This is a genomic window from Kitasatospora sp. NPDC058170 (assembly GCF_042883905.1).
In the GTDB taxonomy this organism is placed as follows: domain Bacteria; phylum Actinomycetota; class Actinomycetes; order Streptomycetales; family Streptomycetaceae; genus Kitasatospora.
Genome location: NZ_JBHVUV010000002.1, coordinates 33,808 through 59,604, shown reverse-complemented (window position 1 = coordinate 59,604; position 25,797 = coordinate 33,808). Strand labels below are relative to the sequence as shown.

The window sequence follows — 25,797 nt, the reverse complement described above, 5'->3', positions numbered from 1 at the left end:
GGGGCCGGGGCGTGTTCGGATGACGCAATGGCCGACATCACCGCTCGGGTGCTGGTCACCTCCCGACCGCTGGACGAGTACTGCGGGCTCTTCGGACTCACCCGCGCCCGGCTGGCCGCCCTGCCAGGCCCCCTGCTCGACTGCCCCGGCGGCGCCGCCGGACTCGCCGCCGAGGCACGCGAACTGGGCTGCCGCGTCATCGCCACCGACCCGGCGTACGCCTGGCCCGCCCCTGAGCTCGCCGCCCGCGCGCTGGCCGCCCGGGCCGCGATGGCCGCCGCGATGGACACCCGCCCCGAGCTTTACCCGGCGCCGCGCCACCGCCCGTACGAGCGCTACCTGCGCAGCTGGGACCGGGCCCGCCGGCTGTTCACCGCCGACTGCGCCGCCCACCCCCAGCAGTACGTGGCCGGCGCCCTGCCGCGGCTGCCGTTCGCCGACGGCACCTTCGCGCTCACCCTCAGCGGGTACCTGGTCTTCGCCTACCCCGAACTGTTCGGGCCCGCCCAGCAGGTGGCCGCGCTGGCCGAACTCGTCCGGGTCACCGCCGCGGACGGCGAGGTGCGCGTCCACCCCCTGCACGACGGCGCCAGCCGCCGCTGCCCGCACCTGGACGCCGTCCGCCACGCCCTCGGCGAGCGCCGGATCGCCAGCGAGATCCACACCTTCCCGCGCCCGGAGGACGGCGGGACCCGCCGGGTCCTCGTCCTGCGGACGGCCGACCACCGCCGCCGGGCCGCACTGCGCGGCGGGCCCGGTTTCTAGGAACGCTCCGGCGCCTGCTGCGGCTCCGCCGGGGCGGCGGCCGGGCCGGGCTGCTGCGGGAGGAAGACGGTGGCCTCCAGCCGGGACAGTATCTTCTCCGCCAGCCAGCTGCGGTCCGAGCCGTACGGGATGCCGTCCGGCGCCACCAGCCGGGCGGCCACCGCGTCCCGCAGCCGCTGGGCCTCGGCGGCCGGCAGCCGGGACAGCAGGCCGCGGGCCGCCAGCAGCGCGTGGTACTGCTCGAACCCGGAGCGCGGGTGCTCGATCGCGTCCAGCACGCTCGACAGGTCGGCCAGCGCCGGATCGCCCTGCATCAGGGCCAGCGCCTGGATCCGCCGCCCCTGGGAGCCGTCCTCGAACAGCTCCCGCACCTGGTCCGCCGTCAGCGCCGAGCGCCGGGCCGTCGACCGGACCTCGGCCACCACGCTCGCCGGCCCGGTGGCCGCACTCGGCGGCAGCTGCCGGTCCAGGTCGTCGGCGCGGTCCGCGCTGCCGCCCAGCAGGCCCAGGTGCTGCATCGCCCGCACCCGCAGGTCGTCGGCGCCCACCTTGTCGCCCCGGCGGTCGCGGTCCTGCCCGGCGAGGAAGAGGTCCAGGGCCTGATCGGCGTCCGAGAGCACCCGCGGCAGCGCCAGCCGGGTCACCAGCCAGCCGGCCAGGAAGCCGAGCACCAGGAAGTACAGGACCAGCGCCGCCGCGAACGGCACCGCCCCCTCCCCGCCGCCCAGCGCCGGGGCCAGCGCGGAGCCGAGCTGGTGCAGCCGCTCGCCGAGCGAGCCGAGCTGGGTCAGCCCGACGCCCAGCAGCACCTTGGTCAGCCAGTCCGAGACCTGCTCCAGATTGGTGTTCGGCACGTACGAGCCCTGCGGCGGCTCGCCGCCGGCCGTACCGCGCACCCGCGGTACCCCGAAGAGGAAGCCCAGCGCGCCGCCCAGCACCGCCGAGGCCCCGGCCACCACCAGGCCGCCGCCGAGCGCCTGCCAGGCGTGCGGGCGCCCCAGCGCGAAGAGCAGCAGCCCGAGCACCCCCACTCCGAGCAGCGTGCCCGCCGCGGTGCGCTGCGCCGTGCGCACCGCCGCAGCCCCGCCCCGCCGCGTCCCCGCCATCACATACCCCCTGTGCCGGTCCCGCTCCGCTCCGGAGCCGGAGCGCGAGCCGACTCTAGCGCCGCAGTACGAGGACGGGAACGCGCGCGCGACGGCGGGCGGAGGCGGCGGAGGGCGGATGGAACGCAGACGGCCCGTGTGCTGCTTCCTCGCGCCGGGGCCCTGTGCGGGGCCGGGGCGCCGAGGCACCGGGGATGTTCCGGTGAGCACACGGGCCGGGTGACTGCTGGGATTTCGCCTGCCGGAGGCCTAGGACCTCGCCCTACGCAGGCAGGGGCGGCTCTAGCGAGCAGCCACCTCACACATCCTGATGGAACTCAACTCAGGATCACCTCCTTTCAGTGTGCGGCCACTGTAGGCACCCCACTCGAAGGAGGGCAACGGATTATTCGCGGCTGCCGATCCGGCCGGTCCGGGCGGCTCAGGCGGTCTGGAGCTGCTGCTTGAACTTGGCGAAGTCGATGACGCTGTCGGCGGCCGGGACCTTGATGGTGACCGGCTTGTCGTACTCGGTGAAGTCGATCTGGCCGCCGTCCTTGCCGGTGGTCTTCTCGATCCGCACCGGGTAGAACTTGCCCTCGGTGGCGACGTGGATGGTCGACTGCTCGCCGTCGCTGTTGGTGACCTTGAGGCTGAAGGTCTTGGCGCCGTTGACGGTGCCCGCCGAGCCCTTCTCGGCCTTGCTCTTGGTGCCGTCGTCCTCGGTGATCTTCTTGGAGAGCTCGGCGAGGTTGCAGACCGTGGTCAGGCTCTTCATCTGCGGGTCGCCCTCGAAGCCGGTCAGGTAGCGCCCCTTGAACAGCTCGGCGACCTGCTCGCCCTTCGGACCGCCGAAGCTCTTCCAGAACTCCTTGTCCGGCTTCAGGTAGGAGGCCTTGCCGTCGCTGATGATCTCGAACGAGCCCATGCCGGGCATGCCCATCGAGCCGGTGCACTGGCCCTTGGTGTCGAGCGACAGGTCGATGGAGGTCTTGCCGTCCTCGTCGGCGATGCTGCCGGCGATCTTGACGGAGCTCGCGCCGGCCAGCGCGTCCTTGGCCTGCTTCTCGATCTCCTGGGCGCTCAGCTTGTCGGTGTCGAGCTTCGGCCCGGCGGCGGCCGTGTCCTTGTCGCCTCCGCAGGCGGCCGTGCCCGCTGCCAGCAGCAGACAGATCGCGGCGGTACTGGCAAGGCGCTTCGAGAGCATGGGAGCTTCCTAACTCGGTGCGGCTGAACACACCCGTGTGGGTGACTTTCTCCCGAGTATGGTTTATGCGCGATTTACCTGATCTTGAATCTCGCCCCTGTTACAGCTTCGTGCCACGACCGTGCCCTGACCGCGTTCGGGCACGCAGAAGGCCCGGAGGACGAATCCTCCGGGCCTTCTGTGCTACTGAGTAGCGGGGACAGGATTTGAACCTGCGACCTCTGGGTTATGAGCCCAGCGAGCTACCGAGCTGCTCCACCCCGCGTCGGTAAACACAACAATACGGGGAAGTCGCCAGGATGGGAAATCGGTTCTGCACCGCCCCCGCTCCGGACTCCCCGCCGGATGCGGTTCGGGATCGAACGGTCCGGTCTCAGGGCCTCGAACGGGGTGTCACGCGCCGTGCGGTCCGGGTCCTGGCCCAGGCGGCGAAGCAGACCAGGGCGGCGAAGCAGGGCACCATCAGCACCCCGTACACCAGCAGGAAGCCGTGGGTGCCGAGGTCCGCGGCGGCGTTCCAGGTGCCGTGCAGGGCCATCGCCAGCAGCAGCCCGCCCGGCGCGGCCAGCCGGGCCAGCCAGCGGCGGCCGGTGGTGAGGGTGAGGGCCAGGCCCAGCCCGGTCAGCGCGGTGAACAGCGGGTGGGCGAAGGGCGAGAGCAGCCCGCGCAGGACGAAGGTCTGCACGGTGCCGTCGAAGTCCCGCAGGCTGGGCGACTCGCCGAGGCCGATGCTGTCCAGCCGCTGCTGCTGGTCGTCGGTGAAGGCCCGGCCCAGGTAGAGGGCGTTCTCGGTGAAGGCGAAGCCGCAGGCGGTGATCCCACCGAGGACGACCCCGGCGGCCAGGGTGCGCGGCCGGGAGCGGGCGCGCGGGTGGGCGTGGGTCGGCGGGTAGGGGCGCAGGTACGGCAGCGGGCGCAGGTACGGGCGCGGCCCCGGCCCGCGGCGGGCGGGCAGGGTGGCGAGCCGGCGGGCGTACGCGCGCGGGTGCGGGCGGCGGGGGCCGGGCAGCCGGCGCAGGACGGCCGCACAGGGGCGGTCGGTGCGGTGGCCGTGACACCGCAGCCGCTGGCCGAGCGGCAGCAGCAGGACCAGCAGGGCGGCGCCCTTGGCGCTCTCCTCGATCACCGGGGTGACGATGTCGGCGCCCAGCATCTCGCCGAGGCTGCCCTGGTGGGCGGTCAGGTAGGTGCTGGTCCAGCCGTTGGCCAGGATCGCCGCGGTGGTCGCGGCGAAGGCGCCCCAGCCGAGGCAGAACACGGTGTGCCGCAGCGGCACCCGGGCGGTCTGGTTGAGCCAGGCCAGACCGCCGAGCACGAAGGGCAGCGGGATCATCGCCAGGCCGAGGCCGACCAGCAGCCCGGTGGTGCCGGTCTGGCGGCGCACCAGGTGGAGGATCAGCACCCCGCAGCCCGCCAGGGCCAGCACGGCGGTGGCGGTGACCGAGGAGAGCGCCACCGAGCGCGGTGGGCGCGCCGGCCGCAGCGGCCACGGCAGCCGCAGCCACGGGAGTGCGGGGGCTCCGGCCGGCCCGGTCGGCCCGAGCGCGACGGTCGCCGGCACGGCGGGCAGGCCCGGCGTGGAGGCGAGGCCCGGTGCGGAGGGCAGCCCCGGCGCCGCGACGGCGGGCCAGGGCACGAGCCGGTGCGCCCGGCGCCTCCGGGGCCCCGGAATCGGCCGGGTGCCGGCGGTGCGCGTGGGCATCTCCTGGTCGTCGGCGGCCACGGCGGCGCGGTACCCGCCGCCGGACGGGCTGCTCACCCGGCACAGGGTAGGCCACGACACGGGCCCGTCGGGAGGTATCGGGACGATCCGTCCCACCCGCCCCGGGCCCGCCGCTCACCGCGCGGCCGCCGGATCGAACACCCGGAGCGGGCTCAGCGGCGACGGAACAGCAGGTCGTGGACCACGTGCCCCTTGGCGATGCCGGCCCGCTCGAACTTGGTGACCGGGCGCCACCCGGGCCGGGGCGCGTACCCGGGGATGCTGCCGTCCGGGTGGTCCGCCGGCTCCAGCCAACCGGTGCCGTCACCCTCCGGGTGCAGGTTCTCCAGTTCGGGACAGGCGGAGAGCACCTCCAGCATCTGCTCGGCGTACGGCTCCCAGTCGGTGGCGCAGTGCACCAGGGCGCCGGGCGCCAGCCGGGGCAGCACCAGCTCCAGGAAGGAGGGCTGGACCAGCCGGCGCTTGTGGTGCTTGGGCTTGGGCCACGGGTCCGCGAAGTAGACCCGCAGACCGGCCAGCGAGGCGTCGGAGAGCATGTCGCGCAGCAGGATCACGGCGTCGCCGGCGGCCGGCCGGACGTTGCGGGAGCCGTCGCGCTCCAGCATGCCGAGCAGGTTGCCGTGGCCGGGGGTGTGGACGTCGGCGGCCAGGATGCCCATGGCCGGGTCGGCGGCGGCCATCGCGGCGGTGGTCTCGCCCATCCCGAAGCCGATCTCCAGGGTCACCGGGAGGCCCTCGAAGAGCGCGCCCAGGTCGAGCGGGCTGCCGTCGATCGCTATGCCGTACCGCTCCCAGCCGCGGTCCAGCGCGCCCGCCTGGGCGTTGGTCATCCGGCCCCGGCGCGGTTGGAAGCTGCGGATGCGCCGCTCGCTGTGCTGGGCCTCGGTGGCCCGGTGCGGGTACATCGGCGCGGGGTACCCGGCCGGCGCGGCGGAGAGCCGGGCGGAGGGCGAGGGCTGGGGGATCGGGGCAGTGGCAGTCACAATCAACCGAGTCTACGGGGCCGCGTTCCCGCACCCCGTCCCTCAGCCGCCGGCCTCCAGCGCGGCCAGTGCGCGCCGGGCCACCTCCCGCCCGATCGGCAGCGAGGCGGTCGCCGCCGGGGAGGGCGCGTTCAGCACGTGGACCAGCCGGCGGGTGGAGCGCGGCGCGTCCGGGTCGAAGCCGGCGAAGGCGAAGTCGTCCAGCAGCGTGCCGTCCCGGGCGACCGCCTGGGCCCGCACCCCGGCGGTGGCCGGGACGAGGTCCGCGGCGGTGACCACCGGCAGCAGCCGCTGCACGGCGGTGGTGAAGGCCCGCTTGGACAGCGAGCGGTGCAGCTCGCCGAGCTCGTACCGCCAGTGCCGGCGGGCGATCCGCCAGGTCCCGGGGAAGGCGATCGTCCCGGCCAGCTCGCGCGGGCGGACGGTCCGCCAGTCGTAGCCCTCGCGGGCCAGCGCCGGCACCGCGTTGGGGCCGACGTGCACATCGCCGTGGATGCCCCGGGTGAGGTGGACGCCGAGGAAGGGGAAGGCCGGGTCGGGCACCGGGTAGACCAGGCCGCGCACCAGCTCCCGGCGCTCCTTGGCGAGTTCGTAGTACTCGCCGCGGAACGGCACGATCCGCACCCCGGGGTCGTCGCCGGCCAGCCGGGCGATCCGGTCGCTGTGCAGACCCGCGCAGTTCACCAGCACCTGGCAGCGCAGCTCGCCGGCCGAGGTCTGCACCGTCACCCCGTCCGCCCGGCGGTCGACCGCCCGCAGCTCGGTACCGGGCCGCAGCTCCGCGCCGGCCTCCCGGGCGAGCCGGGCGTAGGCGGCGGCGACGGCGGGGAAGTCGCAGATGCCGGTGGAGCCGATGTGCAGGCCGGCGATGCCGGTGACCTGCGGCTCGTGGTCGGCGATGCCCTTCGGGTCCAGCTCGGCGACCGGGATGCCGTTCTCCCGGCCGCGCTCGGCGAGCGCCCGCAGCCGGGGCAGCTCGGCGCGGTCGGTGGCCACGATCAGCTTGCCGGTCACCTCGTACGGGAGGTCGTGGGCGCGGCAGAAGCCGACCATCTCGGCGGCGCCCGCGACGGCGTACGCGGCCTTGAGCGAGCCCGGCCGGTAGTAGACGCCGCTGTGGATGACCCCGCTGTTGCGGCCGGTCTGGTGGGCGGCGAAGCCGGCCTCCTTCTCCAGCACCGCCAGCCGCAGCCCCGGCCGGGCCCTGGTCAGCGCGTACGCCGTGGAGAGCCCGACGATCCCGCCACCCACCACCAGCACGTCGAAGTCGTACGCCACCGCTCGCTCCCCTGGTCCGCCCGGCACCGCCACGCCGCCGATGCTGCCACGGCGGACGGTGCCGGTCGAGGGGGCCTCCCGGGGGCCGGGAGGCCCGGGGCCCGGAAGCCGCGCGCCGGTCCGTCAGGACCGGCCGGACGGCGCCGGGGCGCCGCCCTGCTGCTCCCAGATCCAGTGCGCGTCCCGGCCGCTCTCCAGCAGGGGGATCAGCCGGAACGCGGCGTCGCTCAGACCGCCGAAGGTGTGTCGGCCGGCCGAGCCGCTCGGGGCGTGGCCGGGCGCGTAGCCGGCCAGGTTCCAGGTGTAGACGGGGACGGCGGCGGGCACGGCGGCGAGCGGGCCGCCGCCCCGGCCGGCCGGGCCGGTCTGCTCGTCGGTGACGATGACCACCCGGTCGTGGCCCCGGTAGTGGGCCTGCACGGCCTTGCCGGTGGCGGTGCCGCCGAGGTCGCCGAAGCGGTCCAGCACCCGTAGCACGGCCTCGCCGCGGCCCACCTCGACGACCCGGCTGGTGCTGCCGAACTCGACCAGGTCCGCCTCGGCGGCCCGGACCTTCAGCGCGGTGCCGAAGATCGCCGCCGAGTCGGCCCGGTTGAGCTTGGTCCGCTCGCTCGGGTGGTCGAACATCGATCCCGAGCGGTCCACCAGGATCAGCGTCCGGCCGGGCAGCGCGGGCACGTTGGCGAGCGAGTGGCCGAGCGCCGTCTCCAGCGCCTGCGCCCAGCGCAGCGACGGCACGTGCCGGTACGCGGCGAGGTAGCGGAAGGGGAACTGGCGGGAGCGGTGCACCTCGCCCCGGTCGGAGATCCGCCGGGCGACATCGGCCGCGACCTCGTCCGAGACCCCGGCCTGGTCGAAGTTGCGCAGGTTGCGCAGCAGCGCCATCGAGCCCATCGACGGGATGACCGCCTCCCAGACGGCCGCGTCCAGCGGGCCCTGCAGCCAGCCGGCCAGCGCCTCCCAGGTCAGGCCGGCGGCGGCCAGCCGCTCGGCGCCGCCCTCGGCCGTCACCGCCGCGCGGCGCTCGGCCACCGGCAGCGCGAGCAGCTCGCGGTTGGCGGTCAGCAGCCGGTCGGCGGCGGGCGGGACGGCCTCGTCCGGCCGGTGCCGGCGGTCCAGGGCGTAGCCGAACAGCGCGCCCTGCCACGGCTTGGCCGGATCGGGCGCGGGGTGGGTCAACTCCAGGACGTCGCCGAAGCGGTAGTCCCGGCCGGTGGTGTCGTACTTGAGCAGGGACCGGCCGTTGTAGAGCCGGCGCACGGCGTCCGCGACGCCGCGCTTGAGCGGCTTCGGCAGCGCGCGGCCGTAGCGCGACGTCCAGTAGGCGAGCAGTTCGCCGGGCTCGTCGGCGCGCTGCAGCACGGCGTCGACGACCTGCCGGGAGTAGCCGGGCGCCCCCGCGTCCAGCCGGGCCCGGGTGAACTCGGCGGCGCCGACCAGCGGGGCCGTCCGCAACTGCGCGCCGTGGCGCAGCCAGCGCAGCAGTCCGAGGGTCCACACGGGGTCGGCGACGGCGAGTTCGCGCACCAGCGCGGTGTAGCGGTCGTCGCGGGCGCCGCCCGCCTCGTAGAAGGTCTCCTGCCCCACGAGGTTGGCGACGGCCAGCAGGAAGAGCTCGGACTTCGCGTCCCGGAGGTGACCGGTGCCGCCGTTGTGGTTGACCGTGCGCTTGCCGGTGGTGGTCACGGGCGAGCTCGGACCAGGCTTGGCCGTACGGATGTTGAAACGCGACATGGTGGAGCCCCCCTGCTGGCTGGTGGAACGGAGGGAGGCATGGCGAGAAAAGGGTGCCCGAGATCGGGCCGGCCCGGCGGCCGGCATCGGCGGAGGTGTGTATGCCTTGTGCTCTGTCCGAATTGAGCTAGCGGCCGCGCACGGCACGCCCGGGATTCGAACCCGGAACCGCAAGATCCGAAGTAACCCCCGCCTTCGCACCGGGCACTCCGGCGCTCTGCCTCCCGAGATCGACGCGGCGGCGGTGTTGTGTTCGCTTCCACGCGCCCCACCGGGGCGCTCCACGGAGTAACCGCTGCCTTCGCACCGGAAGGTGCGGAATTCTATTCAGGTATGGGTGTCCAGAGATCGAGGACGGCTGAGGTGACGTGTGCTGCTCTACCGACTGAGCTACACCGGCCCGAAGCCGGCGACGGGACTCGAACCCGCGACCTGCTCATTAACAGTGGAAGTAACCCCGGCCTGCGCACCTGGACGAGAACGAGCTTATCGAGGCCGTTCCCGTGCCCGCATTCGAATTACCGCCGGGCGGCACCACCGCCGGGCGGCCCGGCTCACGCCGGGGCGACCAGCACGGTGCGCGCCCGTTCCGCCAGCTCGCGCACCCGGCGCTCGCCGTGGAAGGGTTCGAGGCGGCGGAGCATCTCCACCACGTACTCGCGGCTGCGCTGCGAGGAGATCCGCCCGGCCACCTCGACGGCGCGCTCGCCGGCCGCGACCGCCGCGTCCAGATTGCCCGCCTCGGCCTCGGCCATCGCGGAGACCACCAGCCGCAGACCGTGCGAGCGGACGAACCCCTCGGTCGGGCGGGCCAGCGCCTCGCGGGTGAACTGGCGGACCTTGGAGGGCACTCCGAGGTCCCGGAAGCACTCGGCGGCGTCGGCGGCGAGGCGGTCGTAGGCGTAGAAGTCGATCCACGCCGGGTCGGGATCCCCGGCGCGGGCCCGTTCGAGCGCGCTCTCCGCCGCGCCGAGCGCCGTCGCGCACGCCGCCGCGTTGCGGGCCTTGGCCTGGGCCCGGGCCTCCACCAGGTGGAAGAAGCTCATGGTGCGGGCGGTGGCCAGCCCCCGGTTGCGCTCCAGGGCGGCCTGCGCGAGGTCCACCGCCTCCTCGGCGAAGCCCCGGTAGCCGGCCTGCAGGCTCATCGAGGCCAGCACGTAGCCGCCGAGCGGCACGTCGGCGGCGGCCCGGGCGAGCCGCAGGGCCTGGATGTAGTAGCGCTGGGCGGCCTCGTGCTGGCCGGTGTCGAAGGCCATCCACCCGGCCAGCCTGGTCAGTTCGGCCGTCGCGCCGAACAGCGCCCGGCCGACCGCGTCGCTGTACGAGGCCAGCAGCAGCGGCGCCGCCTCCACCCGCAGACACTCCGGCACCATCGAGGAACGCCAGTCCCCGCCACCGTACTTGGAGTCCCAGCGGCGGGCCTCCTGGGCGGCCTCGCGGAGCTTGGCGGCGTCCGAGTGGCCGACCCGGTAGGGGCCGGACTCGGCGGGAGCGCGCGGGGCCTCGCGGGCCACCGAGCCGTCCGCCGGGGTGATCAGCCAGCGGGACACGGGAGTTGCGTAGGCCGCGACCGAGAAGGTCCCGGCCAGGCTGTCGCTCCAGCGGCCGCCGCCGGGCCCGCGCCGCAGGTCGAGGTCGACCCGCCAGAGGTCGGTCGCCGAGCGGACCGCCTCGGAGACCTCCCGGGGGAAGGCCAGGCCGAGTTCGGGCGCCGGGTCGGTGTCGCCGAGGCCGATCTCCTCCAGCGGGACGGGCCGGCCGAGCTTGCCGCCGATCGCGGTGGCGATCAGGTGCGGCACCGGGCCCTGCGGGACCATGCCCTTGCTGACCCAGCGGGCCACCGAGGTCTTGTCGTAGCGGAGCGTCAACCCGCGCTGGGAGCCGAGGTCGTTGACCCGGCGGGCCAGACCGGCGTTGCTGATCTGGGCCAGGGTCAGGAGCGTGCCGAGCCGTTCGTTCGGTCCTCGTGGGCTGACGGTCATGGTGGCGGCGGCACCTCCTGCGGCCTTGTGCGCGGGGCCCGGGCGGCACCGGGCCGTAGCTGCTGTACCTAGAGTAGTCGGACGCGTTCCGACGGTTAAGAGGCCGCATTCCGGATGGCGGGATACCGCACCCGCCGACGTCCGGGGGAGGGGGTGGCGGGCTTGGTCCGGACCGCCCCGGGAACGGCCGGGAACGACCGCTGCGGCCGCGCGCCGGAGCGCTGTGCTCCGGTCCCGTGTCGATGTGCGCCCGGCCGTGCCCCCTGGCCCGACCGGCCGGTCGGCGATTCGCTGGTGGTCGTGGGTCGGCCCGCCGTCGAGGACCCGGCGGGCCGGGGGATGCCGCCGCCTCAATCCCCGCGGGCGGTGGCGAAGTCCGGGAGGGCATGCGGATGCCCTCCCGGGCTGGGCGACGCCTTTCGGCCATCTCGCGATGGCCATGACAGCGCCGCCGCGCAGGCGGTCCGGGCCGGGGAGGGGGAGGCCCGGCCCGCCCGGCCGGGAGCCGCCGCCGGGTCACGCGTGACCAGTGGGACGCTCCGGGAGTGCCAGGTCGCGGCGGAATCGGAAACGACAACTCCGGTCACCGGAGCGGCAACCGGTGGCACGATGTCTCCTGACGGCGCGCCGGATCGCGGTGGGCGGCCGCCGGGGCGCGCCACGGGCAGGGGACGAGGAGTGACCGGCGGCGGACGCGCCGCGCGGTGCAGGTCCTCGTCCGGTGGAGGCGCGATGCGGTGGCTGACGGGCTGGAGCACGGGCGCGCCCCGGGCGGGCGCTCCGGCGCACGAGGCGCTGGGTGCGGTGGTACCGATCGCCGCGCGCCCCCTGTGGACCGGATCCAGCCCGCTCTGGGCCGTCGGCGACTGGCGGCCCGAGGAGATCCGCCTGGTCACCCTCCGCCCCGGCGCCCCCGCCGCCGTCACCGCCGGCCCGACCGCCCCCGACGCCGCCGAGGACACCCCCGCCACCACCCGGCTCGCCGTCCTCGGCCACTGCGGCGCCACCGACAGCGAACTCGCCGCCGGCCTCGCCGCGGCCCGCGGCGGCGCCGTCCGCCACCTCACCGCCTGGCCCGGCAGCTACACGGTCGTGCTGCGCACCGGCACCCGCTCCACCGTGCTGCTCACCGACCTGGCCGGCGCCCAGCCGGTCTTCCACACCCCCTGGTGCGGCGGCACCGCGTACGCCACCGCGGCCCTCCCGCTCGCCGACCTGATCGGCGCGCCCCTCGACACCGGCCACCTCGCCGCCCGCCTCGCCTGCCCCGAGTCACCGGAGGCGCTCGGCACCGGCACCCCGTACCTCGGCGTGCGCCGGGTGCCGCCCGGGCACGCGCTGGCCGTCCGCGGTGGGCGCCCGTACCTGGCGTCCTACGACGAGCCCGGCGGCGGTCCGCCGCCGCGCGGCGAGGCCCCCGCCGTCCGCGAGCTCACCCGCGCCCTGCTGGAGTCCGTCCGCTCCCGGGTGCGCACCACCGCGCCCGGCCGCCCCGGATCCGACCGGGCCCGACTGGGCGTGGACCTCTCCTACGGCACGGCCTCCGCCACCGTCGCCCTGCTCGCCGCCGCCGTCCCGCTCGCACCGCACGGGCCGGGCGCGGGCGATCGGCTGCCGGTGCCGGCCGGGCCCCCACCCGGCGCCCGCAGCGGCGCGGTCAAGGGTTCCTGGGCCCGCCCGGCCGCCGCGGAGCAGCCCGGACCGGAACAGCTGGCCGCCGTCACCCTCGGCGAGACCGAAGGACCGGCCACCCTCGCGCTCGCCCCCGACACGCCCCGGCTGCGGCACACCGTGCTGGCCCCCGGCCCCGGCACCCTCCCGTACGCGGGCCTGCGCGCCGACCCGCAGGCCGGCCGGCTCACCGACGAACCCGGACCGGAGCTGGTCACCACCGCCCGCGCCGAGGCCCGCTTCGACGCTGGCGGCACCGACCACCTCACCGGCTACGGCGCCCGCCAGGTCCTCGACGGGCACCCGGCCCGGCTCGCCGACCTGATCCGGGCCGGCCGCCCGCGCGAGCTGCTCCCCCCGGTCGCCGCCCTGGCCGGCGCCGACCGGGCGGCGGCCGGCGTGCTGGCGGGGGCGCTGCGCACCCCGCTCACCGTGCTGCGGGCCGCCCACCGGCTCTCCCGGGTCCGGTACGCCGACGCGCTCGACGACGCCGCCGTGCGCCTCACGGTCCGGCAGGTCCCGGGCGGCGGCGGCACGGCAGGTGCCCGGTCGGCCGGTGACCTGGCCTGGTGCGTGCCCGGTCCGGCCGCCCGCTGGCTCTCCGACGAGGCGCTGTCGGCGGTGGCCCTGCGGCTGCGGCTGGCGGCGCGCGAGCCGGCGCCCACCGAGAACCCCGGCGCGCAGCGGGCCCGCCACGCCCTCCACCGCCACGCACGCGGGTTCCGCACCCTGGTGCACGCCGCCGAGCAGCCCGGCCAGCGGCTGCACGCGCCGTTCCTGGACAACCAGGTGGTGCGCGCGGCCCGGCTGCTGCCCGACGAGGTCCGGTTGCAGCCGGGTGCCCGCCACGCGCTGCTGCACGCCGTCCTCACCGGGGCCGGCCGCACCGATCTGCCGCCCGACTGGGGCCGCACCCCGCGCCCCGACCGGACCGTCTCCGAGCGGACCGGCCTGCGGCTGGCCGCCGACGGGATCGCCGAGCTGTTCGACGCCCCGCTGCTGGCCGAGGCGGGCCTGATCGACCTCCCCGCCGTCCGCGCCACGCTGGCCCGGGCGGCCGAGCTGCCCCCGGACGCGCTGGCCGGCCTCGCCGAGCTGGTCTCCACCGAGCTGTGGCTCCGCCGGGTCCGCGCCCGCCGCCACGGCGCCTGCTGGACCGGCCTGCCCACCGCAGAGCGCCCCGCCCTGGGGCGGGTCTGACCGACCGCGGCGCGCGGCCGGTCGGCCGCGCCGGCGCTTGCGGCGCGGCTCGCCGACGCTCGCCCGCGCGGCGGCGATCATGGCGGGGCGCCCTGTCCCCTTCCCCCGTGGAGGCCCCGGTGAGCAGCGCCAACCCGGACCCGTCCGTCCCCGTCGTCCTGTCGGTGCGCGGCCGCCCGCCGAGCGGTCGGCCGCCCGGGGTGCTGGCCGCCTGCGACGGTTCGGACGGCGCGCTCTGGGCACTGGACCGGGCGATGACGGAGGCCGAGGTGTTCGGGCTGCCGCTGTACGTCCTGGCGGTGGTCAACCCGGCCCCGGCCGGCTACCCGCCGGGGATGGCCGAGCTGGTGCACGAGAGCGTCGAGACGCTGGTCGAGAGCATGGCGGACGGCCTGCGCCGCTCGGTGGCCGCCGTGCAGCAGGCCCGCAGCCGCCCGTACGCGGGGGAGCTGTCGCTGTACGTGGTGCTGGGCAACGTGATCGAGGTGCTGCTCGCCGCCTCGACCCGGCAGCACACCCTGGTGCTCGGGACGCGGGGCAACGGCGGCTTCAGCCGGCTGCTGCTGGGCTCGGTCAGCGCGGCGGCCGTGCACCACGCGGCCTGTCCGGTGCTGGTCGTCCCCGCGCCGCCCGACCGCTGACCGCGCCGCCCGACGGCCGACCGCGCCGCCCGACCGCACCGGGGTGCCGGGAATGTCCGGAGATGGTTCACCGTTCACCTATCTCGAACGCCATCCTCCCCACCCCTGGAGAAGCCCGTCATGAAGGTCGAGATCTACTCCGACATCGCCTGCCCCTGGTCGAAGGCTGCAACAACTCTCTGACCAACCCAGGCGCGGAAGTCCTTGCGCTCTAGGTCAGAGACCTACAGCCAAGGACAGACCCGATGCAGCGTGCCGACTACAAGACTCTTCGCAAGCTGGGCTTCACGGACGACGAGCTTAAGGCCCTGAATCTCTGGGACATAGCAACCGGGGATCCGGAAGAACTCGCAATTGCATATATTCGTCGCTCGCAAGCGGCGGATAATCTGACCACTCTTCGCAGGCACCTTAAAGACATTGTCTGGGCTGCCGAACGCGAAAAGGTCAAGATTCTTCACGTTTACTTTGAGCAGCGCAGCGCTTCCAAGGCGCATGTGACTCGCGAGGAATTCGATAACGCCATAGGCGATATTCTCAAGGGCCGCGCGAAGACGCTTTTCGTCTGGAAGAGCGACCGTCTCTCCCGGCGGGGCATGGGGCAAGTCGGTGTGCTGCTTGACGAATTCGACCGGCGGCAAGCGCGGGCAGTCAGCGTCACTGAGGGGCTTGACTCGTCCAAGGGGAGCCGCATTGTCTGGGCATTCCTGAGCGAGCGGGCGCGCGACGAAGCCAAGGACATTGCACTTCGGACGAAGACCGGAATGGACGCGCACCGATCCGAAGGGAAATGGATGGGCGGGGTGACGCCCTTCGGGCTCATGTATGACAAGGAATCCGGCACGCTCGTCCGGCACCCCACGGAGTTCATACCCGCCCGCCGTATTGCCGTCGCGCTGCTCAAGAACCACACGCCCCAAACCGTGGCACACCGGATGAACAAGCGCGGCTACCTGTCCCGCACGGGAAAGCCCTTCAATGCGACCGGCATTCTGGCGCTCGCACACTCCCTTTCCTGGGCAGGAATCATTCCAGTGCGGGAACGCATGACCGACCAATTCGGGGCGCCGCTCGATAAGTGGCACCGAATCGGAAAGCCACTCCTTGACAGCGATGGATTCCCGGTCTCATGCGGTGAGGGCGTCATCACATACGCCGAACACCTGAAGATCGAAAAGAACCTTGCTAGCCGGGCACGACCGGGAACGTCTATCGGGGACCGCACACGCGGAAAGCGAAAGGCGAAGTGTGTTGCCATAGCCGCGCTTAGGTGCCCGTACTGCAAGGGCCGGATGGTCAACTCTGGAGTCTCCTTCTACTGCGAAAAGCGGCGGAATGAAGGCACGACATCGTGCGAGGGTTCATCAATCGGTCGGATCGAGACTGAAGCCGCCGTGGCCACCATGTGGCAAAACCAAATCCTGAGCCTTTCGCCGGATTCGGACGTCATAGCGAATATCGCGCGTGAATGGCTCAAGTACGATGACCCGGAGAAGGAGGAAAGGCGAGTCAAGCTGACGTCCGCCCTTCAGGACGCCGAATCCCGGAAAACGAATCTGGAGAACGCGCACTACGTTGCGGGAACTCTCAACGCTGCCCGGTTTGCAGAACTGTCCGCAGCGCTGAACGCCCAAATGGACCACATGCGCGAAGAGCTGACCGTTCTAGCGCGAGACGCAGACCTCAGCCCGCTCATGGACGCCGAATCCCTTGCCCAGCTCTGGGGATCACAGGATGCCGACGGGCAGCGGGCGCTGCTGCGGGCGGCTGTTGAAACGATCGACTTCGTCCACGTCAAGGGGCGTGGCAGGAGGGGCGCTCCGGTAGCTGAGCGGCTGACGGCCACGTGGAAGGCCGAGAGCCGGGAAGGGGCCGACAAGGTCATTGAGGCTGCCTTCGACCATGTGGAGCTGACACGCACTCGGCGAGCAGCTGCACTGGCTGCCTGACGGCCCCTGAGAGCCCCGGTACGGCCCTGAGCCTGCCGGGGCTCTTCCATGCCCTCAGAAGGCCGTCCTGGGCCGTATCCTGGCCCTGTCACCCAGTGGTGAGGGAAACCCATACGGGCACTGCCCCGAACGGCTACCCCAACAAACGCCGGAGACCGCCCCGTCCGGGTTCGCCTGGGCGGGGCTCTTTCACGTCTGCGGTCGGCTTCCCGAACACCTACGGCGGACCGCCCGCCGGCAAGTCGCGCAAGCGGAGTGTGACCTTCCGGTCGCGCTCCGCGTTTCTTTTTGCCCAGAGCTATGACATGTACGCGCCACGTGGCAGTTCTGCGCATAAGCCTCGGCAGCGCGTGCGGTGGCGTGACGATTGAAAGGCTGTTTCAGGTATGCCTAAAGAAACTCCTAAGCATTACGAGAACCCCCCTTCAACCGTCACGGCGTCACGCGCGATCGGCGGGAAGTCGGTGCGCTCTAGAGGGGGCAGAGAGCAACGGCCCCCGAGAGAACGGGGGGTCACCTACTACCGGTAGTAGGTGGTCGGGGGAATCCGGGAAGTCACTGCGCTCTAGGCAAGGTAGAAGGCGGGGAGTGCCGCACACCCCTTCATGGCAGGTGGTCAGAGTGCCCCGCCTTCTACTCGTCGTGCACCACGAACCCTCGCACTTCAGGGGTTGCCGCCGGAGTCGTGAACGAGTAGCCCACCTGACCCAATCGGTAGAGGTGCGCGGTACCGGCCCCATGCGGGGATATCGGCCGCAGAGATCCGGGTTCGACTCCCGGGGTGGGCGCGTCAAAAGGTAGGCACCTACTGCCGGTAGTAGGTGGTCGGCTTGAGGGGAGGGGGGGTCATGCGCACGCGGTGCCTTGACTGTAGGGGGTGGGCTACTCACTCCGGTCGGTGCGAGCAGCACCACAAGGCGTACGAAGCGGGTCGCACGGTGCAGTCACACCGCAAGCGTCGGGCAGCCATAGCGGCCGGTACTGATGCGGCGGCGCGTCTGCGGAAGGCCGTGCGGAAGGCTGGGCATGGCGACTGTGCTGCGTGCGGTGGGAGATTCCTTCCCAGTGGCGTGGACATCGACCACCGGCAGCCGCTCGCCAAGGGTGGTGAGGACGTGGACGGGAACGTTCAGGTGCTCTGCAAGAGCTGCCACCGGGCCAAGACCCGACGTGACTTCGACCACCAGCGAGCGCCCTTCTGACCGCTGGCCCGATGGGCTGGGCAGGGCGCTCCGAAAGTTCGCCGGCTAGCCGCTCAGCGATCCCGGCCCCAGCTCGAAACATGCGCCCTGGGTGTGGCGCCGAACCCATGCGCCCCCAGTGGTCAACTGGCCTGGGGGGCCGAACAGTCGACGTCTGAGGCGCACGAGAAAGGCACCTCTTAAAGGGAGTTAAGCCCCCGTTAGGAGGTGCCTAGGTGACGCGAGCGAAGAGCCCTGAGCAGCGAACCGGACACCCGTCGGCAGCGCAGAGCGAAGCGGCCCCCGTGGTCTACGAAGGTCGTGCGCCGCGCGTGCCTGCCCACCTGGGCAAGACGGGCAAGGAAGCTTGGCGGACCGTGTGGAGTGCTGGGCAAGGGGCGTACTCGCCGGAGACGGACCGGTACGTCATTCTCCGGTACTGCGAGTTGCATGACCGGCGGGCGGAGCTACTGGCCGTGGTCGCTGCCGACGGTCTCATGTCTGAGGGGTACAACGGTCAGCCCGTTGCACATCCGATGCTCCGCTATGTGGAGTCCACGGAGAAAGAGCTTCGGGCGATTGAGACCGTGATCGGCTTCACGCCGGAAGCGCGTATGCGCCTGGGGATCGTGGCCGCTGAGGCGCGCCGAGTAGCCGCCGGGCCTGAGGACTTCTAGACGTGCAAAAGCCCCGACCGATTGGCCGGGGCTCCGCTGTTCTCAGATGGCTTGCTTGTCGCGTTCTTCGTCTTCGTCGGTTGCGCTCTCCCACTGGGCCATGTGGCCCCGGATGACCTTCGCGGCGTCGCTCTCGCTGAGGTCGTGAGACTGCTGCAAGTAGAGAGTCGCGATGTCTACAAGGGCGTTGATCTCGCCTGCGCGTTCCGCCCGCTTGATCCGCTCCGGGGCCCGCGTTCCGGTGATCGCTGCCTTCCTTCGCGTTGCTCGCGTGGCCCTGCCGATCATTGAGATGTAGAGATCCGAGTAACCCTCTACCCGTAGTGCGTCCCGAAGCCACTGGCGGTACATCGCTACCCCTCTCGCCGTTCGATCTGCGACCGAAGTTAGCCAAAGGCTGAGGGGGTGTCAAGCGTGACAGAGCTTGATCCCGTCATTGCTCGGCACGTTCCGTCGGATGCCCGATTCCCATCCGAGGGGTACCGGGTGGCGAACTGGATTGAACAGTTCTGCTACCTGACTGGCAGCTTCGCCGGCCAGCCGTTCCGTCTGCTTCCGTGGCAGCGAGACCTGTTGATCGATGCCTATGAGCTTCGACAGGATGCCTTCGGGCAGTGGGTCCGCAAACACCGAATGGCCGTGGTGTGCATCGCGCGGAAGAATGGCAAGAGCACCCTTGCCGCCGCAATCATGCTGTACCACCTGATAGCCGATCGGGCGGACTCTCAGCGTCAGATCATTGCCGCCGCGAACGACCGGAATCAGGCGCGCATGGTGTTCGACGCTGCCAAGCAAATGGTGAACGCGTCACCCAAGCTGTCCGCCGTTTGTACGGTGCAGCGCGACGTGATCCGCTTCAAGGACAGCACCTATCGCGTGGTGTCTGCGGATGCCGGACGGCAGCAAGGACTGAACCCATCGGCGGTCTCGCTGGACGAGTACGCGTTCAGCAAGTCGGCCGATCTGTTCGACGCGCTGACGCTGGGGAGTGCTGCCCGAAATCAGCCCATGACATGGGTGGTGTCGACAGCCGGCCCCGACCCTGACGGCCCGTTCGCGAAGCTCTGCGAACAGGGGCAGCGAGTCAACTCCGGCGAAGCCGAAGACCCAACGCTGTTCTTCCGGTCCTGGGGTCCGCGCCTGGGGGATACGGTCGACCACCTTGACCCTGAGGTTTGGAAGGCGTGCAATCCCAGCTTCGAGATTCTGAACGCTGCCGACTTCGAGGCCGCTGCACAGCGGAGCACGGAAGCAAGCTTCCGGATCTACCGCTTGTCTCAGTTCGTCCGGGGCGCGTCCACGTGGCTGCCTCACGGCCTCTGGGACTCTCTTGCGGTGGACGACACCCTGAAGCCCGGGGAGGCCGTTGTGTGCGGCTTCGACGGTTCATGGAAGGGCGACAGTACGGCGCTCACCGCGTGCCGGCTGGCCGATCTTCGGGTGTTCGTTCTGGGCCATTGGGAGGCCCCGCCGGATGACGCGCACTGGCGCGTTCCCATGGGGGATGTGCGGGATGCTCTGCGTTCCACGCTGGACACCTACGACGTTCGGCTACTGGTCGCGGACCCGTACCGCTGGGAAGAGACGCTAGACAATCTGGAGACGGAGGGGTACCCGGTTGAAGCCTTTCCGACCAACAGTCTCAAGCGGATGGTTCCGGCGACTCAGGCTGTTTACGATGCTTGCCGTGACGGCCGTCTTTCTCATGACGGCAACCCTGCTCTTGCGCGTCATATCGGGAACGCGGTCTTGCGCGAGGATCGACACGGGGCCCGAATAACCAAAGAGCACGCTGGGTCACGTCGCAAGATCGACCTTGCCATTGCCATGATCTTGGCCGTCCACGGGGCGGTCATGTACCGGGACGAACACCCCGGATTCACAGACTCGCCGATCCTCGCCACCTGGGAGACGGACGGCCAAGTCTTCAGCTTCGGCGGGTCCGCCGAATTCTTCGATGATCTATGACCACCTACTTCCGGTAGTAGGTGGGTCCACGGGGGGTGTGCCATGGGGTTTTGGCGAACCCTGCTACGGGGCAAGACCCCGGAAATCAACCAGCGCGCATCATGGCATGACGCATCGGACAGCCTTGTTCTACGGGGCCCCGTGTCGTCTTCCGGTCAGCGTGTTGACGCCAGCGCGGCACTGCGAGTGTCCGCCGTCTTCGGGTGCGTGCGTCTCCTGTCGGAGACCATCGCGACCCTTCCTGTTTCAACCTACTCGCGACGGGGCGGTACTCGAAAGTCCGTCAGTTCCCCGCTGTGGCTGGACTATCCGACGGCCGAACCCGGTGGGCTGGGGCGGATCGACCTGTTGTCTCAGGTGGTGCTGAGTCTCCTTCTTGAGGGGAACGCGTACCTGGCCATTCACTGGGACGGTCCGAACATCCTTGGGCTTGAGGTGCTGGACCCGACCCGGATCGACACTCACACGGTCGTGGTGGACGGGAAGCGGCGGAAGGTCTTCTTCGCTTCGGACGTGGATGCCGACGGCAATGAGGTGGCCCTAGGCTGGTTCACTACCCGCGAGATCCTGCACATCCCCGGCATGATGCTGCCTGGGGATTTCATCGGGGTGTCGCCCATCTCCTTTGCTCGTGAGTCCATCGGTCTCGCGCTGGCGTCGCAGACCTACGGGGCAAAGTTCTTTGCCAACGGCGCGATGCCCGGGGCGGTGGTCGAAGTCCCTGGGGCAATGTCCGAAGAGGGGCTTGCCCGTGCACGGGAGGCATGGCGGATAGCCAACTCCGGTGTCGAGAACGCGCACCGGGTTGCGCTGCTGACCGAAGGCGCGAAGTTCTCGAAGATCGCCATGTCCCCGGACGAAGCCCAGTTCCTCCAGACCCGACAGTTTCAGGTTCCGGAGATTGCCAGGATCTTCGGGGTTCCGCCCCACCTGATATCCGACGCGACGAACTCAACGTCGTGGGGTAGCGGTCTCGCTGAGCAGAACCAAGCCTTCGCAATGTTCAGCCTTCGTCCGTGGCTCGAACGGATCGAAGCGGGCTTCACGCGTCTCCTCTTCGCTGAGTCGGCGAACCGTCAGCTCTTCGTGAAGTTCAGCCTTGACGGCATCCAGCGCGGTGCCCCCAAGGAACGCATGGAGATGTACAGCACCGGCCTACAGCAAGGCATTTACAGCATTGACGAAGTGCGCGCCTGGGAAGACCTTGAGCCGCTTCCTGACGGGCAGGGGCAGGCGCACCGTGTGCCGCTGAACCTGGCCCCGGTGGACGAGCCGGACGAGCCCGAAGAGCCGTCGAACCCTGAGCCCGTCGTGGTTCAGCCGGCGGACGAGCAAGACAAGGAAACGGGGGAAGAGGATGACAGCACCGGAGCGCCGGAGTCTGAGCCGACCGGCTGAGGTCCGTACCGAAGGTGAAGCGGTTGTCATGCGGGGGTACGCCTACCGCTTCAACGAGCTGAGCGCAGATCTGGGCGGCTTTCGAGAACGGGTCATTCCCGGTGCGGGGGCGGCCTCACTGAACGTCAACGACGTCCTTGCCACCTTCAACCACGATGCCAACCATCCGCTAGGACGGTCCAGTTCGGGCACGCTCCGGACGGGCGAGGATGCCGAAGGTGGCTGGTACGAAATCGATCTGCCGAACACGACCACCGGCAGGGACCTTGCCGAACTTCTTCGGCGCGGCGACGTGCGCGGGAGTTCGTTCACCTTCCGCGTGAACCGGGACGGTCAGCGCCGTGCCGACACGGACGACGAAGAGACCGGTCTTCCGATTCGCGAGATCACGTCAATGGACGTGTCAGAGGTGGGACCGGTCCTGAATCCGGCCTACCCCACAACTCAGGCGTCTCTGCGGTCGCTTGACGAGTGGCTTACCACGGGGGGCCCGACCGACGGGCCGAACTTTGATCACACGCTCAACCTGCCGCCGCTTGTGCGCGCAGTGATACGGGGGAACTGATATGGACGCTACTACTCTGACCGCCAACTTTGAGGCGCGCGAGAAGGCGACTGACGAACTGCGGTCGCTGGCCGAGGAGTTCGCCGGTAAGGACATGCCGGCCGAAGCGCGCGAGAAGGAGACGAAGCTTCTCGATGCGATTGCCGACTACGACGGTCGCGTGAAGCGGGGCATTGAGGCCGTCAAGCTGAGTGAGACCGCACAGTCCCTCATGGCTGGTCTTCGCGGCACCGGCAGCAAGAGCGGCACTCAGGACAAGCTGAAGGCTGCGGCGGATCAGCTTCGGGCACTGGAGATCGGCGAGACCGCCACCTTCCCCACTGAGTCCCGCGCTGTGATCGACACCACCACTGGCAAGAACGTCATCCCTCGAACCCTCTTCGGCCGTCTGCTCGCTGAGGCCGTGACCCGTTCCACCGTGATGAGTGGTGGTGCAACCCTGGTGTCGACGTCCAGCGGCGAGCCGCTTGACTTCACGGTGGTTACCGGTCGTGCCGCTGCAACCATCGTGGCGGAGAACGGCGCCATTCCAGACAGCACTCCGACCACTGTTCAGCGGTCTGTGGGCGCTTACAAGTACGCCTACGCGTCGACCCTGAGCACTGAGTTCGTCGCGGATGAGGCGCTCGACCTGGTCTCGTTCCTGGTGTCCGACGCCGGGCCGGCCATCGGTCACGGCATGGGCGTTCACTTCCTTGTGGGCACCGGTACCAACCAGCCGAAGGGCATCCTTGCGGCGGCTCCGGCTTCCACGGCTGCGTTCGCCAAGACGGCCAAGGACAACGTCGTCTCCGACGGTCTCATTGACCTCTTCTACGAACTGCCCCAGTCCTACCGGGGCAACGCGGTTTACGTCGTCTCCGATCTGACGGCGGCGAAGATGCGAAAGATCAAGGACAGCACCGGCCAGTACCTGTGGCAGAACGCTCTCACGGCGGGTCTTCCGGCAACCTTCAACAGCTGCCCCGTCTACACGGACGTTGCCATGCCGGACGACAAGGTGCTGATTGCTGACCTCAGCAAGTACACCGTGCGTCTCGCTGGTCCGCTCCGCATTGAGCGATCCATCGACGCGAAGTTCATGAACGACCAGATCGTCTACCGCTTCGTTCAGCGTGCTGACGGCCTTCTCGTCGACGAGCGAGCGGCGAAGGTTCTGACCATGACCGGTCCGTGACGGATCGCCAACTAGGGGCCACCTACTGCCGGTAGTAGGTGGCCCCCCTCGGGGGGGTGTTATGTCCTACGCAACTCTTGCGGATATCAGGGCACTTGACGGCATGGAAGACGTAACGCTCTTCCCGGACGAGACCGTGTCTGACGCCCTGGCCTTCGCTGTCGAAACGGTTGAGACCTACACCGGTCGCAAGTGGGAAGGTGTCGACGCGCCGCCGGAGACCATCCGATGGTGCGTGCGGACGCTCGCCCGTCAATACTGCCTTGACCTTGTGTCGCGCATCCCGGACCGTGCGCTTCAACTGCAATCGGAGTTCGGCTCAATCCAGTTGGCCCAGGCGGGCGGCAACTGGCGGCCTACTTCGCTGCCTGAGGTAAACGCCCAACTCAACCGGTACCGGGTTCGGTTGCCGTTCTACTTCCTGTAGGGGGCCGCGTGTCACTCATCTTCGAAACGAAGGTTGCCCTCTTCGAAGCGTTCAAGACGCGCGTCCCTTCGGGGGTTCAGGTCAGCTTCGCCGACACCGGAAAGGCGGACAGGCGTTCTCAGGTGTGGCTCGGCGAGACCACCGAGGATGACCTAGAGCCCGTTGCCATGCGGGCCGGTGCACGCAAGCCAACGGCCGTTAGCGGCTACGTAGAAGCGCATGGACTGGTCATCTCGCCTGCCGGTCCCATCGTGGCGGAGCGGGCCGTCTACGGCCTTCGTGAGTGCATCGCTGAGGCTTGCCGATCGATCGATCCGGCGACGATTCCGGGCTTGATTGACGTACGGCCGGAGTCCGTTCAAGTGGACACGGCAGAGACAACTGACGGCGCGTACAGCGCCCTCACAGTCCGCGTGAGGATTCGCGGACGCCAGACATAACGGGGGTTCAACATGGCGCTAGACGCATCCATTGGCATCGGTGCTGAGGCTGACTACGGCGTGCCGGCTACCGCGCTCGTCGGCTACGAAGGCAAGTCGGATTCGTGGAAGGTGTCGCGGGAGTTCATTGAGAGCGTCGGCTTTCGGTCCGGTCTTCAGACTGCCCGCGCCGACCGGCGAACCATCGTGAACATGGGCGGGGAAGGAGAGTTGGAGCTAGACGTTCTCGATGTCGGCATGGCGGACGTGCTCCGGTCGGTCTTCGACAAGCACACGTCCACTGAGGCGAACGGCAAGGTGACGCACGTCTTCGAGACGTCCACCCATTCGGGTGCACCCAGCTTCACGGCTCAGATGGTTCGGCCGACCGTCGAAGGCACGCGGGTGGCTTACAAGCATGTCGGCTGTGTGGCAAAGGAGTTCACGCTTACGGCAGACCTGAAGGGGCCCGTTGGCATCAAGGTGGGCTTCGACTTTCAGGATGTCTCGCACTCCAAGGTTCCTGCCCAGATTCTTGCTCCGGTCTACCCGGCGGAGTCTCGTGCCTACGACTGGACCCGTACAGCGGTGTCGCTTCGGCGGAGTGGGGCGGCGGTCCCGCTGGACGCGAACAAGCTGGAGATCAAGGCGGACCTTGGCCTGAAGACCGACCGTCGGTTCCTGCGAGGGAACGCGCTCAAGCGCAAGCCCGTTCGGGCCGCTGTGCCCAGCTTCGAAGGTTCGGCCGAAGGAGAGTTCTCCGACCAGACCCTTCCCCTGTACGAGTCGTTCCTAGCGGGGGAGATCCTGGGCCTGGCTGTCGATCTGGTCGGCATCACTGCGGGCACCTCAATGAAGTGGGAGTTCCCCGCCGTCCAGTTCACCGGGGAGTCTCCGGAAGCTTCCGTGGACGACGTCACTGCAATGAAGCTGCCCTTCCGAATTCTCGATCCGGGCACCGGGGATGCGGTCATCCGGGTTACTTACGTGGAGCCCTCGACGGCCCCGACGGTTCCGCCGGCCGGTGGCTGATTCCGCCTTCACGGTTCGGGTCGAAGGTCTGGAAGAGCTGAAGCGTGCAATGCGTCAGCTCAAGGATTCCGACCTGAACAAGGCCGTCCGTGAAGTCAACAAGACTGCTGCCGAAATCGTGAAGCCGGAGGCTCGGAAGACTGCCCCGTCCGGGCACCGATCCCGAAAGGACAACAAGCGGTACAAGCCCGGGAAGCTGGAGAAGTCCATCACGGTACTCGCGTCCGCGAACTCCGCCGTGGTCAAGGCTGGCTCTGCTTCCAGGGTGCCCTACGCGGGCGCGATCCACTTCGGTTTTCCGCGACGCCATATCCGTCCGAACCGATTCCTTTTCAGGGCAATGGCCCGAACCTCGGATCAGGTATCCGAGACATACGAGCGCGAGATATCTGAAGTGCTCCGCGACAAGCTTGAGAACTAGGAGAAGCCAAAATGACTGAGACCACCGACATGGGTGAGCTGCTTTCCGTCGACATCGATTCCCTTTCCATTGATGAGATCGACATCATTGAGGAGGTCATTGACGCGCCGCTTGATTCCCTTGCGAAGTCCGGGGCTCGTCGCGGTCCGATGCTTCGGGCAATGGCGGTTGTGATCAAGCGCCGGACCGATCCCGACTTCTCGATTGAGGATGCCGGGCGCATTCAGATCTCGATCAAGTCGGCGAAGAAGGTGGACCCTACCGCGCTCAGCGAGTAGTCACGTGCGCACGTCTGCTTGGGCACTTCCGGGGAC

At 70.3% G+C, this 25,797-nt stretch carries 23 protein-coding genes and 2 tRNA genes; 16 read left to right on the top strand and 9 right to left on the bottom strand.

Translation table 11 applies throughout. The annotated features are described in order from the left end of the window. Positions 1 to 27: 27 nt before the first annotated feature. Positions 28 to 765: a hypothetical protein gene (locus ACFVVX_RS03135; protein ID WP_387940784.1), complete on the top strand. Its 738-nt coding sequence runs from the start codon at positions 28 to 30 to the stop codon at positions 763 to 765. On the opposite strand, the gene ACFVVX_RS03130 is transcribed toward ACFVVX_RS03135, so the two are convergent. From ACFVVX_RS03130 to ACFVVX_RS03095, 8 genes are all read right to left on the bottom strand, one after another. Then, positions 762 to 1,871 carry a hypothetical protein gene (locus ACFVVX_RS03130; protein WP_387940782.1) on the bottom strand — a complete coding sequence of 370 codons (1,110 nt, stop codon included), beginning with the start codon at positions 1,869 to 1,871 and terminating at the stop codon, positions 762 to 764. The two genes, ACFVVX_RS03135 and ACFVVX_RS03130, sit on opposite strands and share 4 nt — an antisense overlap. Positions 1,872 to 2,292: 421 nt before the next feature. Beyond that, positions 2,293 to 3,057 carry a hypothetical protein gene (locus tag ACFVVX_RS03125; RefSeq protein WP_387940780.1) on the bottom strand — a complete coding sequence of 255 codons (765 nt, stop codon included), beginning with the start codon at positions 3,055 to 3,057 and terminating at the stop codon, positions 2,293 to 2,295. Between the two features lie 191 nt (positions 3,058 to 3,248). Next, positions 3,249 to 3,322: transfer RNA gene (locus ACFVVX_RS03120), tRNA-Met, on the bottom strand. 108 nt (positions 3,323 to 3,430) lie between these two features. Beyond that, positions 3,431 to 4,816 carry a PrsW family glutamic-type intramembrane protease gene (locus tag ACFVVX_RS03115; protein WP_387940778.1) on the bottom strand — a complete coding sequence of 462 codons (1,386 nt, stop codon included), beginning with the start codon at positions 4,814 to 4,816 and terminating at the stop codon, positions 3,431 to 3,433. Positions 4,817 to 4,932: 116 nt separating this feature from the next. After that, entirely contained in the window at positions 4,933 to 5,763 is an 831-nt protein-coding gene (gene trmB / locus ACFVVX_RS03110) for a tRNA (guanosine(46)-N7)-methyltransferase TrmB (protein ID WP_387940776.1), read from the bottom strand. A gap of 42 nt (positions 5,764 to 5,805) precedes the next feature. Continuing rightward, positions 5,806 to 7,041, bottom strand: a complete 1,236-nt coding sequence (gene lhgO / locus ACFVVX_RS03105) for an L-2-hydroxyglutarate oxidase (protein WP_387940774.1) — start codon at positions 7,039 to 7,041, stop codon at positions 5,806 to 5,808. Positions 7,042 to 7,164: 123 nt separating this feature from the next. Beyond that, positions 7,165 to 8,775 carry a TROVE domain-containing protein gene (locus ACFVVX_RS03100; protein WP_387940772.1) on the bottom strand — a complete coding sequence of 537 codons (1,611 nt, stop codon included), beginning with the start codon at positions 8,773 to 8,775 and terminating at the stop codon, positions 7,165 to 7,167. Positions 8,776 to 9,329: 554 nt separating this feature from the next. After that, positions 9,330 to 10,757, bottom strand: coding sequence for an MFS transporter (locus tag ACFVVX_RS03095; RefSeq protein WP_387940770.1), 1,428 nt, complete (start codon positions 10,755 to 10,757; stop codon positions 9,330 to 9,332). Between the two features lie 732 nt (positions 10,758 to 11,489). On the opposite strand from ACFVVX_RS03095, the gene ACFVVX_RS03090 reads away from it, so the two are divergent. The 6 genes from ACFVVX_RS03090 to ACFVVX_RS03065 all read left to right on the top strand — a co-directional run bounded on the left by ACFVVX_RS03090 (position 11,490) and on the right by ACFVVX_RS03065 (position 18,076). Next, the gene (locus ACFVVX_RS03090; RefSeq protein ID WP_387940768.1) at positions 11,490 to 13,628 is read left to right on the top strand and encodes an asparagine synthase-related protein; all 2,139 of its coding nucleotides are present in this window, start codon (positions 11,490 to 11,492) and stop codon (positions 13,626 to 13,628) included. Between the two features lie 119 nt (positions 13,629 to 13,747). Beyond that, the gene (locus ACFVVX_RS03085) at positions 13,748 to 14,269 is read left to right on the top strand and encodes a universal stress protein (protein ID WP_387940766.1); all 522 of its coding nucleotides are present in this window, start codon (positions 13,748 to 13,750) and stop codon (positions 14,267 to 14,269) included. 245 nt (positions 14,270 to 14,514) lie between these two features. Then, complete coding sequence (locus ACFVVX_RS03080) at positions 14,515 to 16,218, top strand: recombinase family protein (RefSeq protein ID WP_387940764.1); 1,704 nt, start codon at positions 14,515 to 14,517, stop codon at positions 16,216 to 16,218. Between the two features lie 696 nt (positions 16,219 to 16,914). Beyond that, a tRNA-OTHER gene (locus tag ACFVVX_RS03075) sits at positions 16,915 to 17,006 on the top strand. A 60-nt stretch (positions 17,007 to 17,066) separates the two neighbouring features. Continuing rightward, positions 17,067 to 17,420 (top strand): HNH endonuclease, encoded by a 354-nt coding sequence (locus tag ACFVVX_RS03070; protein ID WP_387940762.1) that lies wholly within the window; start codon positions 17,067 to 17,069, stop codon positions 17,418 to 17,420. A 215-nt stretch (positions 17,421 to 17,635) separates the two neighbouring features. After that, a complete protein-coding gene (locus ACFVVX_RS03065) occupies positions 17,636 to 18,076 on the top strand; it encodes a phage terminase small subunit P27 family (protein WP_387940760.1) in 441 nt (146 codons plus the stop codon). A gap of 42 nt (positions 18,077 to 18,118) precedes the next feature. On the opposite strand, the gene ACFVVX_RS03060 is transcribed toward ACFVVX_RS03065, so the two are convergent. Beyond that, positions 18,119 to 18,427, bottom strand: a complete 309-nt coding sequence (locus ACFVVX_RS03060; protein ID WP_387940758.1) for a hypothetical protein — start codon at positions 18,425 to 18,427, stop codon at positions 18,119 to 18,121. Positions 18,428 to 18,490: 63 nt separating this feature from the next. On the opposite strand from ACFVVX_RS03060, the gene ACFVVX_RS03055 reads away from it, so the two are divergent. From ACFVVX_RS03055 to ACFVVX_RS03015, 9 genes are all read left to right on the top strand, one after another. Continuing rightward, on the top strand, positions 18,491 to 20,044 hold the full coding sequence (locus tag ACFVVX_RS03055) for a terminase large subunit domain-containing protein (protein ID WP_387940756.1): 1,554 nt from the start codon (positions 18,491 to 18,493) through the stop codon (positions 20,042 to 20,044). 42 nt (positions 20,045 to 20,086) lie between these two features. Next, positions 20,087 to 21,442, top strand: a complete 1,356-nt coding sequence (locus ACFVVX_RS03050) for a phage portal protein (RefSeq protein ID WP_387940754.1) — start codon at positions 20,087 to 20,089, stop codon at positions 21,440 to 21,442. Continuing rightward, the gene (locus tag ACFVVX_RS03045; RefSeq protein ID WP_387940752.1) at positions 21,402 to 22,007 is read left to right on the top strand and encodes an HK97 family phage prohead protease; all 606 of its coding nucleotides are present in this window, start codon (positions 21,402 to 21,404) and stop codon (positions 22,005 to 22,007) included. Before ACFVVX_RS03050 ends, ACFVVX_RS03045 begins: the two co-directional genes overlap by 41 nt. Before the next feature lies 1 nt (position 22,008). Further along, positions 22,009 to 23,184 (top strand): phage major capsid protein, encoded by a 1,176-nt coding sequence (locus tag ACFVVX_RS03040; protein ID WP_387940750.1) that lies wholly within the window; start codon positions 22,009 to 22,011, stop codon positions 23,182 to 23,184. 61 nt (positions 23,185 to 23,245) lie between these two features. Next, positions 23,246 to 23,611: a hypothetical protein gene (locus ACFVVX_RS03035; RefSeq protein WP_387940748.1), complete on the top strand. Its 366-nt coding sequence runs from the start codon at positions 23,246 to 23,248 to the stop codon at positions 23,609 to 23,611. A gap of 8 nt (positions 23,612 to 23,619) precedes the next feature. Next, positions 23,620 to 24,051, top strand: a complete 432-nt coding sequence (locus ACFVVX_RS03030) for a hypothetical protein (RefSeq protein WP_387940746.1) — start codon at positions 23,620 to 23,622, stop codon at positions 24,049 to 24,051. A gap of 12 nt (positions 24,052 to 24,063) precedes the next feature. Continuing rightward, positions 24,064 to 25,062, top strand: coding sequence for a phage tail tube protein (locus tag ACFVVX_RS03025; RefSeq protein ID WP_387940744.1), 999 nt, complete (start codon positions 24,064 to 24,066; stop codon positions 25,060 to 25,062). Then, positions 25,055 to 25,483 (top strand): HK97-gp10 family putative phage morphogenesis protein, encoded by a 429-nt coding sequence (locus ACFVVX_RS03020; protein WP_387940742.1) that lies wholly within the window; start codon positions 25,055 to 25,057, stop codon positions 25,481 to 25,483. The genes ACFVVX_RS03025 and ACFVVX_RS03020 overlap by 8 nt, the downstream gene beginning before the upstream one ends. 11 nt (positions 25,484 to 25,494) lie before the next feature. After that, positions 25,495 to 25,761, top strand: a complete 267-nt coding sequence (locus ACFVVX_RS03015; RefSeq protein WP_387940740.1) for a hypothetical protein — start codon at positions 25,495 to 25,497, stop codon at positions 25,759 to 25,761. Positions 25,762 to 25,797: the final 36 nt, after the last annotated feature.